The organism is Catenulispora rubra (assembly GCF_015356825.1).
GTDB lineage: Bacteria > Actinomycetota > Actinomycetes > Streptomycetales > Catenulisporaceae > Catenulispora > Catenulispora rubra.
In genome coordinates, this window is record NZ_JAACYW010000283.1 from 1 (window position 1) to 14,867 (window position 14,867).

The following is a 14,867-nucleotide window of genomic DNA, read 5'->3' on the forward strand; positions in this document are numbered from 1 at the left end:
GAAAATCACTGGCCTCCCCGCCCCCGAACCGCGCATAATCGCCGCTCTGGCGGCCCGGTGCATCCCTCACCGCGCCTGAGTGGCTTTGGGAGGGCCCCTGATGGTGACGTTGTCCCAGCTCGTGCTTGTTGCCGGTGCGGCGGTGGTGTTCGCGGTGGTGCCGGGGCCGGCGGTGGTGTTCATCGTGACGCGGAGTGTGGATCAGAGTCGGCGGGCCGGGGTGGCTTCGGGGCTCGGGGTTGCGTGCGGGAACCTGGCGTTGGTCGTTGCGGCGGCGTTCGGGTTGTCGGCGCTGCTGACGACGTCCGAGATCGCGTACGACGTCGTCCGGTTCGCCGGTGCCGCGTACCTCGTCTACCTCGGGGTGCGGCGGTTGCTGGACCGGTCGGTGCCGTCGGAGGCGGGGGAGGCGGTGCCCCAGCGGTTGTCGCGCCTGTTCGGGCAGGGGCTCGTCGTCGGCGTGCTGAATCCGAAGGCGGCGTTGTTCATCTTCTCGTTCCTGCCGCAGTTCGTGAACCAGGGCCACGGCGCCGTCGCCGCGCAGATGCTCGTCCTCGGCACGGTCGTCGTCGCGATCACGCTCGTCAGCGACTGCTGCTACGCGGCCTTGGCCGGCGGCGTCGCGCAGAGCCTGCTGCGCAGGCCGAAGGTGGTGCGGCGGCAGCAGATCGTGGCCGGGTGCGTGTACATCGGGCTGGGAGTCGCGGCGGCGGTGAGTGGGCCCTCGCATTCGACCGCGAAGGCCCGCTGACCACGACGACCGCGACCACGACCACGACTGCGGAAGCTGCTACTTCCAGCTGTCGTTCAACGTGACCGACCCCGAAGCCCCGGTACTGGACGTCCGGTTGCCGCCGGACTCCCACTCGACCGTGCCGTCCGGATCCTTCTTGATGTACTTGTACTCGAACGCTGTGTTCGGCGGCAGCGCCACCGTCGCGCTCCACACCGGATACCCCGCCCGAGGAACGCGCTGCGGATGCCGTACGCGTAGTCGAACCCCAGCACGTTGCCGTTCCCCTCGAACGCCGCCGGGGCCAACGCCCCGCTCCCGCCGGGCATCACCTCCTGGTACACGTACGGCCGCGCCCCGGCGTTCGTGTTGTTCGTCCGGGCCAGGATCGCGGCCATGTCGGCCTGCGCGATGTGCTTGGCCGAGTCCATCCGGAAGCCGTCGACGCCGTACCCCTCCAGCTTGTTCAGGTATCCGGCGAGCTTGCCGCGCACGGAGTCCTGCTCGGTGTACAGATCCGACAGCGACAGCAGCTGGCACTCCTGCACCTGCGTGACGTTGTTCCAGTCCTTGATGCTCAGGTCCGAGTTCGGGCACGGCGGATCGAAGTGGAAGTTCGAGCTCGTGTACCCGATCGCCGCGTACGTGTACGCGGCCGGGTTGAACGAGTCCCCGCCGTAGGAGTCGGTGGAGGTCTGGTTCGACCCGGCGGTGTGGTTCAACACCGCGTCCACGTACACCTTCACCCCGGCGGCGTGGCACGCCGAGACCATCGAGGCGAACTGCGCCTCGCCGCCCATCCGGCTGTTCAGGTCGTACCCGACCGGCTGGTACACGTCCCACCAGGCATGCGACGACCCGGCCAGCCGGATCGAGTCCTGCGGCGGCGCGACCTGCACCGCGCCGTAGCCCTTGGGCCCGAGCACCGTGCCGCACTCGGTGCCGACCGAGGGCCAGTTCCACTCGACCTGGAGACGCATCACGAAGAGTGCGCCAGGCCAGAGACTGAGTCAACGCTCTTGCGTCAACCATCGAGCACTGCGACGCGCAGCGTCTCCTTAACGGGTGGTGGTGGGAGACGGGTGGGCGAAACTTGCAAGAGATCTTGCCGACGGCAGCAGGTCATCACCACGAGACCGCGCTCCGCAGGGCTCTGATTGCAAGAGACGTAAGGGGCGCGTCCGCACGGCGCTCCATGCGCCACCAGTCGAAACAGATCGTCGAAGCGCTTCGCCACGCTCGCCATCGCCGCCGGTTCGAGGATCAGCAGTGGATTCAGGCATCAACGCACTCTTGTGCCGCCTCTGAAGCTGCCTTAACCTCAACGCAACGTTGAAGCGCTTCGACAGTTCCCGCGAATTCAGGTACTTCAGGTACGTCCGTTTCGATGGAGGGTCCCATGGCGAGATCGACTGTCTTCTCCCGCCGCCAGGTGTTCAGGACGTCCGCGGCCGTCGGCGGCGCCATCGCCGCCGCACCGCTGCTGTCGGCGTGCGGCTCCGGCAAGGCTGCGGTCAAGCAAAGTGGCGCCGCGGCGCCCAGCACGGTCAAGTCCGTCCTGCCGACCTACAAGGCCTCGACCCTGGTCACCCCCGACATCGCGCCGGTGGCCGGAGCCAACGGCGCGGCCAGCGACCCGGGCTTCCTGGCGTTCCCGGCGACCCCGGCGAAGTCCGTGACCGGCCCGGTCGGCTCCGGCGGCAGCTACCAGGCGGTCACGCCGCTGTGGGGCTCGGTGCCGCCGGCGGGCAACAGCTACTACACCGCCGTGAACCAGGCCATCGGCGCGACCCTGACCGACAGCCCGTCGGACGGCACCACCTACGCCACGATGCTCGCGACCCGCTTCGCCTCCGGCAACATCCCGGACTGGCTGGACGTCCCCGGCTGGAACACCCAGGGCATCCAGAACTTCGCCGAGGGCGTCGACAAGTTCTTCAAGGACCTGACCCCGTACCTGGCCGGCGACAAGGTCCTGGACTACCCGAACCTCGCGGCGATCCCGAGCGGCGGCTGGCAGGCCGGGGTGTGGAACGGCAAGCTCTACGGCATCCCGCTGTGGACCTCCGCGGGCCTGTTCGCCGGCCTGCTCTACTACCGCGGCGACATCTTCAAGAGCGTCGGCATCGACGCCTCGACCATCACCTCCGCCGACAAGCTCTTCGAGCTCGGCAAGGAGCTCACCAACACCGCCAAGGGCCAGTACGCGTTCGACGACCTCGGCGTCTACCTGTTCCAGGTCTTCAACATCACTTCCGCCACCACCGGCACCGGCTTCAAGGCCGACTCGACCGGCAAGCTGATCAGCAAGTACGAGCAGCCCGAGTTCCTGGAGTACCTGGCCTTCGCCAGCAAGCTCGCCAAGAGCGGCTACATGCACCCCGACGCGCTGTCCGGCGACGCCTCCAAGGCCGACAACCGGTTCTGGGCCGGCAAGAGCGTCATCTCCGCCGGCGGCACCGGGGCGTGGAACAAGGCCGACGCGCTCAGCGGCGTCGCGGCCAACCCGAGCTACGTCCGCCAGGGCTTCAAGGTCTTCTCCTTCGACGGCAGCACGCCGACCATCGGGCTCGGCGCCGGCGCCGGCATGTTCTCCTACCTGAACAAGAAGCTCACCGACGCCCAGGTCAAGGAGCTGCTACGGATCGCGAACTACCTCGCCGCGCCGTTCGGCACCGAGGAGTACCTGGTGTCCCGGTACGGCAAGGAAGGCACCACCTACACCATCACCTCCGCCGGGCCGGCGCTCAACGACGAGGGCAACAAGATCGTCACCGACACCTACGACCAGCTCGCCAACTGCCAGGCGATCACCTTCAACTCCGGCTACAACCAGATCACCAAGGACTACGCCGCCTGGCAGGCCGACGCCGCGCAGCACGCCTACAAGCCGATGTTCTACGCCATGAACATCACCGAGCCGCAGCAGACCGCGAAGGCCACCACGGCGCTGGAGTCGGTCATCACCGACGTGAAGTACGGCCGCAAGTCCGTCGCGGACTACCAGACCGCGCTGAGCAGCTGGGTCACCAACGCCGGCGACCCGCTGCGCACGTTCTACGACGGCATCGTCAAGCAGTACGGGACAGGCATCTGAGGCCGGCCGGCAGGCACCTGAGGCACCGGCCGACAGACGGCTGAGACACCGGCTAACCGCTCACCGACTGCGCGAACTCCAAGGCGCGCGCCACGTGATGCGCCCCGCCGCCCTCGTGACCGTTGTACGGGTATACCTCGATCTCCTTCGGCCCCGCGTAGTGGTTGAAGGAGGCGAAGACGGTCGAGGGCGGGCAGACCTCGTCCATCAGCGCCACCGAGTACAGCGCCGGGGCGGTGGCGCGCGCCGCGAAGTTCGTGCCGTCGACGTAGGAGATGGTGTCGAAGACGCGCTCCACCTTGTCCCGGTGGACCTTGCAGAACTCGGCGATCTCCTTGTAGGGGTAGTCGTCGGTGATCTCGGTCGCGTACCGGATGTGCTGCATGAACGGCACGTCGGTGACGACGCCGGCGAGGTCGGGGACCAGGCCGGCGGCGGCCAGCGCGATGCCGCCGCCCTGGCTGCCGCCGGCGACGAGGACGCGGGCCGGGTCGACGGCCGGATGCGTGCGCGCGGCCTCGATCGCGCGGACGGCGTCGGTGTAGAGCCGCCGGTAGTAGTAGGTGTCGCGGTCCAGCACGCCGCGTGTGGCGAAGCCGGGGAAGGAGTTGCCGGCCGGTCCGTCGTCCGGGGTGTCGCCGACCTGCCAGGCGCTGCCCTGCCCGCGGGTGTCCATGGTCAGGTGCGCGTAGCCGGCGCTGGCCCACACCAGCCGCTCGTGCGGCAGCCCGCGGCCGCCGCCGTAGCCGACGAACTCGACGACGGTCGGCAGCGGCCCGGTTGCCGCGGCCGGACGCACCAGCCAGCCCTTCACCGGCTGCCCGCCGAAACCGTGGAAGGTCACGTCCTCGACCTCGACGGTGGTCAGCCGCGTTTCCACCGGCTCGAACCGCGCCCCGAGGCCGGTCTCGCGCGCCTCGGCGAGGGTCGCGGCCCAGAAGGCGTCGAAGTCGCCGGGCTCGGTACGCGCGGGGAGGTAGTCGCGGAGTTCTTTCAAGGTCATGTCGACGAATGCCATGAGCGAGCAACTTACTGCCGAACACGTTCGCTGTCACCGCCGTGTCCATCTGACGCCGACAAAGTTTCCGCCAGGTGTTGTTTCGCGCATCGGCACGCCCTTACGATGTCGAACCATTGAAGCGCTTCGACAAGTTCGACAAGCATCGACGGTGGGTCGGTGGTCGTGTCGGCGCTCTAGATCGAAGCGCTTCGATCGAGCGCACCTGAAGACCCGAAGGGGGTCCTGTGAAGTTCACCGACGGCTACTGGATGATGCGGCCGGGCGTCCAGGCGTCCTATCCCGCCCAGGTGCTCGACGGGCAGATCGGGCCGGACTCGCTGGTCGTGCACGCCCCCTGCTACCGCTTTCGCGACCGCGACGACCTGCTGCGCGGCCCGGCCCTGACGGTGGCGTTCGCCGCGCCGCTGCCGGACGTGGTGCGGGTGACCGTCACGCACTTCGCCGGGCAGGACCGCAAGCCGGACTTCGTGCTGGTGGAGGGGGAGCCCGAGACCCCGGTGATCGTCGAGGACGACGACGCGCTGAGCTTCACCTCCGGCGCGCTGACCGCCCGGATCGCCAAGGGTCCGCGCTGGAGCCTGGACTTCCTGGCCGACGGCCGCCGGCTGACCGGCAGCGGGACCAAGGCGATGGCCGCGATCGACACCGGCGAGGGCGGGCACTTCGTCCGCGAGCAGCTGGACCTGGCGGTCGACGCGTTCGTCTACGGCCTCGGCGAGCGCTTCGGCCCGCTGGTGAAGAACGGCCAGTCCGTGGACAGCTGGAACGCCGACGGCGGCACGGCCAGCGAGCAGGCGTACAAGAACGTCCCGTTCTTCCTGACCAACGCCGGCTACGGCGTGTTCGTCAACCACCCCGGCCGGGTCTCCTTCGAGGTGGCCTCCGAGTCGGTGGCGCGGGCCCAGTTCAGCGTCGAGGGCCAGAGCCTGGAGTACTTCCTCATCTACGGCCCCACGCCCCGCGAGATCCTGCGCAAGTACACCGCGCTGACCGGCCGTCCGCCGCGCGTTCCGGCCTGGTCCTACGGACTGTGGCTGTCCACGTCGTTCACCACCGACTACGACGAGGCGACCGTCGGGGCGTTCATCGACGAGATGGTGCGGCGCGACCTGCCGCTGTCGGTGTTCCACTTCGACTCGTTCTGGATGCGCGAGTTCAACTGGTGTGACTTCGAGTGGGATCCGCGCACGTTCCCCGATCCGCGCGGGATGCTGGAGCGGCTGAAGGCGCGCGGCCTGCGCATCTGCGTGTGGATCAACCCTTACATAGCCCAGCGCTCGCCGCTGTTCGCCGAGGCCAAGGCGGCCGGGTACCTGCTGCGGCGGCCCAACGGCGACGTGTGGCAGTGGGACCTGTGGCAGCCCGGCCTGGCGGTCGTCGACTTCACCAACCCCGAGGCCCGGCAGTGGTACGCGGGCAAGCTCGACGCGCTGGTCGAGATGGGCGTGGACTGCTTCAAATCAGACTTCGGCGAGCGCATCCCGACCGATGTGGTCTACGCCGACGGCTCCGATCCGGAGCGCGTGCACAACCTGTACGCCTACTACTACAACCAGACCGTCTTCGAGCTGCTGCGCAAGCGGCGCGGCGAGGGCGAGGCGCTGGTCTTCGCCCGCTCGGCGACCGTCGGCTCGCAGCAGTTCCCGGTGCACTGGGGCGGCGACTGCGAGTCGACGTTCGAGGCGATGGCCGAGAGCCTGCGCGGCGGGCTGTCGCTGGGCCTGTCGGGCTTCGGGTACTGGAGCCACGACATCGGCGGCTTCGAGGGCACGCCGGATCCGGCGGTGTTCAAGCGCTGGATCGCCTTCGGCCTGCTGTCCTCGCACAGCCGGCTGCACGGCCACGAGTCCTACCGCGTCCCCTGGCTGTTCGACGAGGAGGCGGTGGACGTGCTGCGGCACTTCACCAAGCTCAAGGCCCGGCTGATGCCCTACCTGCTCCAGAGCGCGGAGCAGGCGGTCGGCGGCGGCCTGCCGGTGATGCGGGCGATGGTGCTGGAGTTCCCCGACGATCCGGCGTGCACGCACCTGGAGCGGCAGTACATGCTCGGCGACGACCTGCTCGTCGCGCCGGTGTTCACCGCCGACGGGACGGTGCGCTACTACGTGCCTGAAGGCACGTGGACGCACCTGCTCACGGGGGACAAGCTCGTCGGGCCGCGCTGGGCCGCCGAGCAGCACGGGTTCGACAGCGTCCCGCTGCTGGCGCGGCCGGGGTCGGTGATCCCGATCGGCGCGGTCGACGACGGGCCGGAGTACGACTACGCCGCGGGCGTCACGCTGCGAGTGTTCGAACTCGCCGACGGTGCCGAGGTCGCGACGGCCATCCCGGCCGGGGACGGCTCGGTGCTCGCGACGTTCACGACGACCAGGACCGGCTCGATGATCCGGGTCACGTCCAGCGGCGGCGTGCCCGACTGGCGGGTCCAGCTGTCCGGGGCGCAGGCCGTGCAGGCCGAGGGCGACACCGTGGTGCTGACCCTTGACGCGTGAGGTTCGACGTTTCACACAACCAGGCACATCCGTTTCGATATGGAGGGTCCCATGGCGAGTTCGAACGGCTTCTCCCGCCGCCAGATATTCAAGACCTCCGCAGCTCTCGGCGGCGCGGTAGCCGCCGCTCCGCTGCTGTCGGCGTGCGGTTCCGGCAAGGCCGCGACGAAGGCGAGCGGCGTCGCCGCCAAGAGCGCGGTGCAGGCGGTGCTCCCGACCTACAAGGCGAGCAGCGCGGTCACCCCCGACATCCCCTCGGTCTCCGGGGCGAACGGCTCGGCCAGTGACCCGGCGTTCCTGTCCTATCCCGCCTCGCCGCCGAAGTCCGTGACCGGCGCGGTCGGCAACGGCGGCTCCTACCAGGCGGTCTCGCCGATCTGGGGCTCGGTCCCGGCGCCCGGCAACAGCTACTACACCGCGGTGAACCAGGCCATCGGCGCGACACTGACCGACAGCCCCTCGGACGGCAACAACTACGCCACGATGCTGGCCACGCGCTTCGCCTCCGGCAACATCCCGGACTGGCTGGACGTGCCGGGCTGGAACGTCTCCGCGATCCAGAACTTCGCCGAGGGCGTCGACAAGTATTTCAAGGACCTGACACCGTTCCTGGCCGGCGACAAGGTGCTGGACTACCCGAACCTCGCGGCCATCCCGACCGGCGGCTGGCAGGCGGCTGTGTGGAACGGCAAGCTGTACGGCATCCCGCTGTGGACCTCGGCTGCCACCATCCCGGGCGCGCTGTTCTATCGCGCGGACCTCTTCAAGGCCGCCGGTGTCGACGCCTCCGCGATCAAGTCCGCGGACCAGCTCAAGGCGGCCGGCAAGCAGGTCACCGTCCCGGCGAAGGGCCAGTACGCGTTCGACGACCTGGGCATGTACCTCTACCAGCTCTTCAACGTGCCGGCGAACAACGGCCGCACCGGATGGAAGCGGGACAGCAGCGGCAAGCTGGTCAACGGCTACGAGGTGCCGGAGTTCCTGGAGATGCTGAGCTTCGCCAACTCCCTGGCCAAGGGCGGTCTGATCCATCCCGACGCGCTGGCCGGGGACTCCTCGAAGGCCAAGAACCGCTTCTGGGCCGGCAAGACCGTGATCACCGGGGACGGCAGCGGGTCGTGGAACAAGGGGGACTCGCAGAGCGGGGTCGCGGCGAGTGCCAGCTATGAGCGTCAGGCCTTCAAGGTCTTCGCCTTCGACGGCGGCACCGCGTCGATGCCGCTCTATCCCAGCGCCGGCATGTTCTCCTACCTGAACAAGAAGCTGAGCGACGCCCAGGTCAAGGAGCTGCTGCGGATCGCGAACTATCTCGCCGCCCCCTTCGGCAGCGCGGAGTACCTGATCGCCCGGTACGGCAAGGAGGGCGTCGACTACACGATGACCGGCGGCGCGCCGATCCTCACCGACCAGGGCAACAAGGACGTCACCGACACCCTGGACCAGCTGGCCAACTGCCAGGCGGTGACCTTCAACTCCGGCTACAACCAGATCACCAAGGATTACGCGGCCTGGCAGGCCGACGTGGCACAGCACGCCTACAAGCCGATGTTCTACGCGATGAACGTCAGCGAGCCGGCGCAGACCGCGAAGGTGAGTACGGCGCTGGAGGCGGTCATCACCGATGTGCGGATGGGGCGCAAGAGCGTGTCGGACTACCAGTCGGCGTTGACCACCTGGCAGAACAGCGGCGGCAACCAGCTGCGCGACTTCTACGAGGGCATCGCCAAGCAGTACGGCACGGGGAACTAGAGATGAGCGCGTCAACGGCGCCGCCCGGGTCTCGCTCTCGGTCGCGTTTGGGATCGCGTTCGGCTCCGCGTTCGCGGTTGTCCTTCCGGATACGGCTGCGCAGGGACAAGTCCCTGCTGCTGATGACGGTCCCCGCGCTGCTGCTGCTCCTGATGTTCAACTACCTGCCGATGGCCGGCATCATCGTCGCCTTCGAGCACTACGACATCTACCAGGGCCTGCTCCACAGCGACTTCGTCGGGCTCGACGAGTTCCGTCAGCTGGTGTCCAACCCGGACTTCTGGCACGCGTTCGAGAACACGCTGGTGATCAGCTTCGTACAGCTGGTGCTGTACTTCCCGCTCCCGATCGCGCTGGCGTTGATGGTCAACACGATCCTGAGCCCGAAGATCCGCGGCTTCATCCAGGCCGTGGTCTACCTGCCGCACTTCTTCTCCTACGTGCTGGTCATCACGATCTTCCAGGAGTTCCTCGGCGGCGCGGGCGTGCTGAACGTGTTCCTGAACAAGCACGGGATCTCGTCGTGGAACGTCATGACGGACCCGCACACGTTCAAGTACCTGGTGACCGCGCAGGCGGTGTGGAAGGAGGCGGGCTGGGGGCTGATCGTGTTCCTGGCCGCGCTGGCCGCCATCGACCAGTCGCTGTACGAGGCGGCGGCGGTGGACGGCGCGGGGCGCTGGCGGCGGATGCGGCACATCACGATGCCGGGGCTGCGCGGGATCGTGGTGCTGATGCTGGTCCTGCGCCTTGGCAACGCGCTGAGCGTCGGGTTCGAGCAGATGCTGATCCAGCGGCAGGCGGTCGGGGCCGGAGCTGCCGACGTGCTTGATACGTACTCCTACATCTACGGCATCGGCGGCGGGTTCGGCTCGGCCACCACGATGGGCGCCGACTACAGCTACGGGGCCGCGGCGGGGCTGTTCAAGGCGGTGCTGTCGCTGATCTTGATCCTGGGCGCCAACAGACTCGCGCACGCTTTCGGTGAGGACGGGTTGTATCGCAAATGAGCTCTCTGACGGAAACCCCGCGCACGGTCACCACCGCCCCGCGCAAGCGCGCCAAGGGACGCGAGGTCTGGGAGGAGTCACCGACCCGGTTCGGGCAGTTCAGCAAGGGCACGGTGCTCACCGTCGTCTGCGCGCTGGTCATCGTGCCCGTGTGGGCCGTGGTGCTGACCAGCTTCTCGACCAAGGGGTCGATCAACAGCGCCGGCGGGCTGGTGCTGGTGCCGCACGGGCTGAGCTTGCAGAACTATCAGCTGATCTTCTCTGGCGGGACGGTGTCGCAGGCGCTGTATGTGAGCCTGTTCGTGACGCTGATCGGTACGGCGCTGTCGATGTTCGTCAGCGTGCTGTGCGCGTACGGCCTGTCGCGACCGCGCTCGCTCGGGCAGCGGCCGCTGCTGATGATGCTGATCGTCACGATGTTCTTCAACGGCGGCCTGATCCCGACGTTCCTGGTGGTCAGCGACCTGAAGCTGTACGGCAGCCTGTGGGCGATGATCCTGCCCTCGATGGTCAACGTCTTCAACATCCTGATCATCCGCTCGTTCTTCCAGAACACCGCGGCGGAGATGATCGAGGCCGCGCGCCTGGACGGCGCGAACGAGTGGCGGCTGCTGTGGTCGGTGGTGATCCCGACGTCGCGGCCGGTGCTGGCGGTGATGACGATGTTCTACGCGGTCACGTACTGGGGGACGTTCTTCAACGCGCTGCTGTACGAACCCGACAGCCGCAAGTGGCCGCTGGCGATGGTGATCTACGAGTACACGTACTCCGGGAACCAGATGCCGGGGATGGGGACGACCGGGATCGGCGGGCTGCAGAACGCCTCGCAGCTGGGGCTTCAGATGTGCGTGGTGTCGCTGTCGCTGGTGCCGATCATCGTGCTGACGCCGTTCGTGCAGAAGCACTTCGCCAAGGGGATGCTGACGGGGGCCATCAAGGGGTGACCGTCGCCGAGGCGCGTCGCGATGAGGACGACGTCGATGGCGACGATGGCGACGATGGTGTCGATGGTGTCGACGACGAGGACGACGTCGGGGCCGCCACGGTGAGCCCCTGCACCGTCACCACGCACGTCGACGTCGCCGACCGCGTCACCCGCACGACGAACGAACCGCGGCGGGGCCGCAGCACCACCGCGGTGTAGTGCCCGTCTGAGGCGCGCACGGAGTCGACGATGGCGGCGGCGTCGGTGGGCTCGATGGCGATGGCCGCCCCGGAGTGGCAGCCGGGCGCCACCCGCAGCATGATCACGTCCTCCTCGGTGAACGCGGTGACGGTGATGTCGTGCTCGGTGGCGTCGTTGACCACCGGGCCGGCCGGATTGCGGCTGAGCGTCTTGTTGCAGACCACGGTCGGCGGACCGCCCTTGGAATCCGGCGGCAGCAGCGCGCAGGATGTGCTGGACATCAGCACGCTGAGACCGGCGAGGAGCCGGCCTGCCGCGCCGCCGCGGATTCGGTTCGTCATGCCCTTACGACGGTGGGGGCGGGGGTTGCGTTCCCTTCGGGCGATATCGGTTCAGTCACGTGCTGATGACGGTGCGGTAGGGGTGGCGGCTCCGTGTCGCCCTGCTCACATCGAAGCGCTTCGATGTTTTCCATCCCCGGTGCGCGTGTCATGGGTATGGCGGAGTCCGCACAGGCCTTGTGTCATGGCCACGGTCTGCCGTACCTTCGGATATCGAAGCGCTTCGATTGCCTCCGACCCCGGAAGGGCCCGCCCGGTGCCACACCTCAACGACGCCACGCGCGGTCGGCTCCTGTACGGCGGCGACTACAACCCCGAGCAGTGGCCGGAACACGTGTGGGCCGAGGACATGGCCCTGATGCGGCAGGCCGGCGTGAACACCGCCACCGTCGGCGTCTTCTCCTGGGCACGCTACGAGCCGCGGCCGGGCCTGCGCGACTTCTCGTGGCTGGACCGGGTTCTGGACCTGTTGCAGGACAACGGAATCAGCGCGATCCTCGCCACCCCCACTGCTTCCCCGCCGCCGTGGCTGGGCCACCTGCACCGCGACACCCTGCCGGTGATGGCCGACGGCGTCGTGCTCGGCTACGGCTCCCGCAACCAGTACTGCCCCTCCTCGCCGGTCTACCGGGAGCGGGCCGACGCGATCGTCGAGGACCTGGCCGCCCGCTACGCGCACCACCCGGCGGTCGTGATGTGGCACGTCGGCAACGAACCCGGCCCCTGGTGCTGGTGCCGCAACTGCGAGTTCGGCTTCCGCCGCTGGCTGCGCGAGCGCTACGGCGAGGGCGACGACGGCCTGGCCGCGCTGAACCACGCCTGGGGCACCGCCTTCTGGAGCCAGCACTACGGCGCCTGGCCCGAGATCAAGCCGCCGCGCGCCGCCCCCTACATGCTCAACCCCGCGCAGGTCCTCGACTACAGCCGCTACCAGTCCGACGCCCTCGTCGCCTGCTTCGACGCCGAAGCGGCGATCCTGCGCCGGCACAACCCCGAGCTGCCGATCACCACGAACCTGATCCCCGATTTCTTCGCCGTCGACCAGTGGGACCTGCGCGGACGCTTCGACTTCGCCTCCGTCGACTCCTACCCCGACCCCGCGCTCGGCCCCGAAGCCGGCGCGGACCACGCCTACGCCGCCGACCTGGCGCGCTCGCTGTCGGGCGGCCGGCCGTGGGCGCTGATGGAGCAGTCCCCGTCGGAGGTGAACTGGCGGCCGGTGAACAAGCACAAGCAGCCGGGCCGGATGCGCCTGTTCTCGCTCCAGGCCATCGCCCGCGGCGCGGACGCGTCCCTGTTCTTCCAGTGGCGGCAGGCGTCGGCCGGAGCCGAGCGGTTCCACGCCGGGATGCTGCCGAACGCCGGGCCCGACACCCGCGGCTTCCGCGAGATCACCGAACACGGCCGCGAACTGGCCGAACGCGACGACCTGCGGAACCTGGTCGGGACGACCGTGACGGCGCGCGCTGCGATCGTGCTGGACTGGCCGAGCCGCTGGGCGCTGGGTTGGCGCGGCAAGCCCTCCGAGCGCGTCGACTACCAGCGGATCGTGAAGCAATGGCACGCTTCGCTGTGGCGGCAGAACATCGCCGTGGACTTCGTGCGGGTCGGGGACGGCCTCGGCGGCTATGCCTTGGTGCTGGCCCCGGCGCTGCACGTGCTGTCCACCGCCGACGCCGAACACCTCGCTAAGTACGCCGCCGACGGTGGCTGCCTGGTCGCCGGGCACCTGACCGGGACCGTCGACGAGACCACGCGCCTTCACCCCGGCGGGTATCAGGCCGCTGCGCTGCGTGAGGCGCTGGGGGTGTTCGTCGAGGAGTTCCATCCGCTGGACGACGGCGAGACAGAGCCATGTCAGTCCTCGGAGCTCGGCGCGTTCGACGTCGTCGACTGGACCGAGCTGGCGCATCCGCGCGGGGCGCAGGTCGTCGCCGAGCTCAAGGACGGCCGGGCCGCGGTGACCCGGAACGCTCACGGCGAGGGCGCGGCCTGGTACATCGCCGTCCAGCCGAGCCTCGACGGACTGGACCGGATCCTCGCCGCAGCGGCCTGTGCCGCCGGAGTCTCACCGGTAGTCGCCGGCCTGCCTCCCGGAGTCGAGGCAGTACGTCGCGGCACCACCCTCGTCCTGCTCAACCACAACGCGGAGCCAGTCTCGATCGACCCGGCTGCCGCTGCCGTCACCGCCCCCGCCGGATTCGAACTGCCCGGCTACGGCGTCCTGCTCCGCGCCGGTGCTTCGGACGGCCTCCGCGACAGTCCACAATGACAGGCATGACCGATCCGAAGGGCCAGGGAACGAGGATGGCGACACTCGCCGAAGTGGCGAAGCACGCGGGAGTCTCGCCGAGCACGGTCTCCTACGTCCTGAGCGGCAAGCGCTCGATCTCGGACTCCACGCGGGTGCGCGTCCAGGCCGCGATCGACGCACTCGGGTACCACCCGAACGCCGGGGCGCGCGCACTGGCCAGCAGCAAGTCGCACATCGTCGCGCTGGTGGTGCCGCTGCGCACGGATCTGTACGTGCCGGTGATGATGCAGATCGCGATCGCGGTCACCACCACCGCGCGCCAGTACGGCCACGACGTCCTGCTGATCACCAACGACGAGGGCCCCGACGGCGTGCGCCGGGTGGCCGGCAGCGGCCTCGCCGACGGCGTGATCCTGATGGATGTGGAGCTGGAGGACGAGCGCGTGGAGGTCCTGCGCCGCCAGGGCACCCGCGCCTCCCTGATCGGCCTGCCCGCCGACCCGACCGGCCTGTCATGCGTGGACCTGGACTTCGCCGGCGCCGGCGCCATGGCCGCCGACCACCTGGCCGACCTCGGCCACCGCGAGATCGCATTCATCGGCCAGAGCGAAGGCGTCTACCGCCGCCACACCGGCTTCGCCGAGCGCACCCTGACCGGCTTCCAGGAGGAGTGCCGCAAGCGCGGCCTGCGCGCAGTCCACCGCCCCTGCGACGCCTCCTTCGAAGGCGCAGCCGGCGTCCTGGCCCGCATCTTCGAGGACCGCCCGGACACCACCGGCCTGGTGGTCCAGAACGAGGCGATGATCGCCCCCCTCCTGGGCCTCCTGCGCTCCTCAGGCCGCACGGTCCCGGAGGAGGTGTCGATAGTGGCAATCGGCCCCGACGAGCCGGTGGCGCTCCAGACCTCGCCCAGACTGACGACGATCCCAGTGCCCGCACAGGAGCTCGGCCGCCAGGCGGTCGAGATGCTGCTGGGGCCGGACGCGGGCAAGTCCGGGGTGACGCTGCTGCCTCCGACGTTGGCGGTGCGGGAGAGTACGGCGC

The 14,867-nt window shown here is 69.0% G+C and carries 11 protein-coding genes and 1 pseudogene; 8 read left to right on the top strand and 4 right to left on the bottom strand.

Translation table 11 applies throughout. The annotated features are described in order from the left end of the window. Positions 1-100: 100 nt before the first annotated feature. Positions 101-751, top strand: a complete 651-nt coding sequence (locus GWK61_RS44075) for a LysE family translocator (RefSeq protein WP_194918343.1) — start codon at positions 101-103, stop codon at positions 749-751. A gap of 39 nt (positions 752-790) precedes the next feature. Here the strand turns inward: GWK61_RS44075 and GWK61_RS61095 are convergent, their stop codons facing one another. Together GWK61_RS61095 and GWK61_RS61100 are read right to left on the bottom strand one after the other, a co-directional pair. Further along, positions 791-1,273, bottom strand: a complete 483-nt coding sequence (locus GWK61_RS61095) for a carbohydrate-binding module family 20 domain-containing protein (protein ID WP_369125662.1) — start codon at positions 1,271-1,273, stop codon at positions 791-793. Beyond that, a pseudogene (locus GWK61_RS61100) lies at positions 1,195-1,713 on the bottom strand (alpha-amylase family glycosyl hydrolase); the annotation flags it as partial. The gene GWK61_RS61095 and the pseudogene GWK61_RS61100, both read right to left, overlap by 79 nt. 419 nt (positions 1,714-2,132) lie before the next feature. On the opposite strand from GWK61_RS61100, the gene GWK61_RS44085 reads away from it, so the two are divergent. Then, entirely contained in the window at positions 2,133-3,830 is a 1,698-nt protein-coding gene (locus GWK61_RS44085; protein WP_194918345.1) for an ABC transporter substrate-binding protein, read from the top strand. A gap of 52 nt (positions 3,831-3,882) precedes the next feature. Here the strand turns inward: GWK61_RS44085 and GWK61_RS44090 are convergent, their stop codons facing one another. After that, a complete protein-coding gene (locus GWK61_RS44090) occupies positions 3,883-4,848 on the bottom strand; it encodes an acetylxylan esterase (RefSeq protein WP_194918347.1) in 966 nt (321 codons plus the stop codon). Positions 4,849-5,075: 227 nt separating this feature from the next. Here GWK61_RS44090 and yicI point away from each other — a divergent pair, with 227 nt between their 5' ends. Genes yicI through GWK61_RS44110 form a run of 4 tightly spaced genes read left to right on the top strand, consistent with a single transcriptional unit; the run spans position 5,076 to position 11,046 of the window. After that, the gene (gene yicI, locus GWK61_RS44095; protein WP_194918356.1) at positions 5,076-7,343 is read left to right on the top strand and encodes an alpha-xylosidase; all 2,268 of its coding nucleotides are present in this window, start codon (positions 5,076-5,078) and stop codon (positions 7,341-7,343) included. A 51-nt stretch (positions 7,344-7,394) separates the two neighbouring features. Continuing rightward, positions 7,395-9,092: a type 2 periplasmic-binding domain-containing protein gene (locus tag GWK61_RS44100; protein ID WP_194918358.1), complete on the top strand. Its 1,698-nt coding sequence runs from the start codon at positions 7,395-7,397 to the stop codon at positions 9,090-9,092. Between the two features lie 2 nt (positions 9,093-9,094). Next, positions 9,095-10,102: an ABC transporter permease gene (locus GWK61_RS44105; RefSeq protein WP_438939817.1), complete on the top strand. Its 1,008-nt coding sequence runs from the start codon at positions 9,095-9,097 to the stop codon at positions 10,100-10,102. After that, positions 10,099-11,046, top strand: a complete 948-nt coding sequence (locus tag GWK61_RS44110) for a carbohydrate ABC transporter permease (RefSeq protein WP_194918362.1) — start codon at positions 10,099-10,101, stop codon at positions 11,044-11,046. Before GWK61_RS44105 ends, GWK61_RS44110 begins: the two co-directional genes overlap by 4 nt. On the opposite strand, the gene GWK61_RS44115 is transcribed toward GWK61_RS44110, so the two are convergent. Then, the gene (locus tag GWK61_RS44115; protein ID WP_194918364.1) at positions 11,036-11,569 is read right to left on the bottom strand and encodes a hypothetical protein; all 534 of its coding nucleotides are present in this window, start codon (positions 11,567-11,569) and stop codon (positions 11,036-11,038) included. The two genes, GWK61_RS44110 and GWK61_RS44115, sit on opposite strands and share 11 nt — an antisense overlap. A 256-nt stretch (positions 11,570-11,825) precedes the next feature. Here GWK61_RS44115 and GWK61_RS44120 point away from each other — a divergent pair, with 256 nt between their 5' ends. Further along, entirely contained in the window at positions 11,826-13,841 is a 2,016-nt protein-coding gene (locus tag GWK61_RS44120; RefSeq protein ID WP_323748033.1) for a beta-galactosidase, read from the top strand. A gap of 35 nt (positions 13,842-13,876) precedes the next feature. Continuing rightward, on the top strand, positions 13,877-14,867 hold a 991-nt coding region (locus tag GWK61_RS44125; RefSeq protein ID WP_194918368.1), incomplete at its 3' end, for a LacI family DNA-binding transcriptional regulator.

What these genes read in the sequence shown, in the direction of transcription:
- GWK61_RS44100 (WP_194918358.1), top strand. Translation starts at nt 7,395, where the DNA reads ATGGCGAGTTCGAACGGCTTCTCCCGCCGCCAGATATTCAAGACCTCC.
- GWK61_RS44115 (WP_194918364.1), bottom strand. Translation starts at nt 11,569, where the DNA reads ATGACGAACCGAATCCGCGGCGGCGCGGCAGGCCGGCTCCTCGCCGGT.
- GWK61_RS44085 (WP_194918345.1), top strand. Translation starts at nt 2,133, where the DNA reads ATGGCGAGATCGACTGTCTTCTCCCGCCGCCAGGTGTTCAGGACGTCC.
- GWK61_RS44075 (WP_194918343.1), top strand. Translation starts at nt 101, where the DNA reads ATGGTGACGTTGTCCCAGCTCGTGCTTGTTGCCGGTGCGGCGGTGGTG.
- GWK61_RS44090 (WP_194918347.1), bottom strand. Translation starts at nt 4,848, where the DNA reads ATGGCATTCGTCGACATGACCTTGAAAGAACTCCGCGACTACCTCCCC.
- GWK61_RS44105 (WP_438939817.1), top strand. Translation starts at nt 9,095, where the DNA reads ATGAGCGCGTCAACGGCGCCGCCCGGGTCTCGCTCTCGGTCGCGTTTG.
- GWK61_RS44110 (WP_194918362.1), top strand. Translation starts at nt 10,099, where the DNA reads ATGAGCTCTCTGACGGAAACCCCGCGCACGGTCACCACCGCCCCGCGC.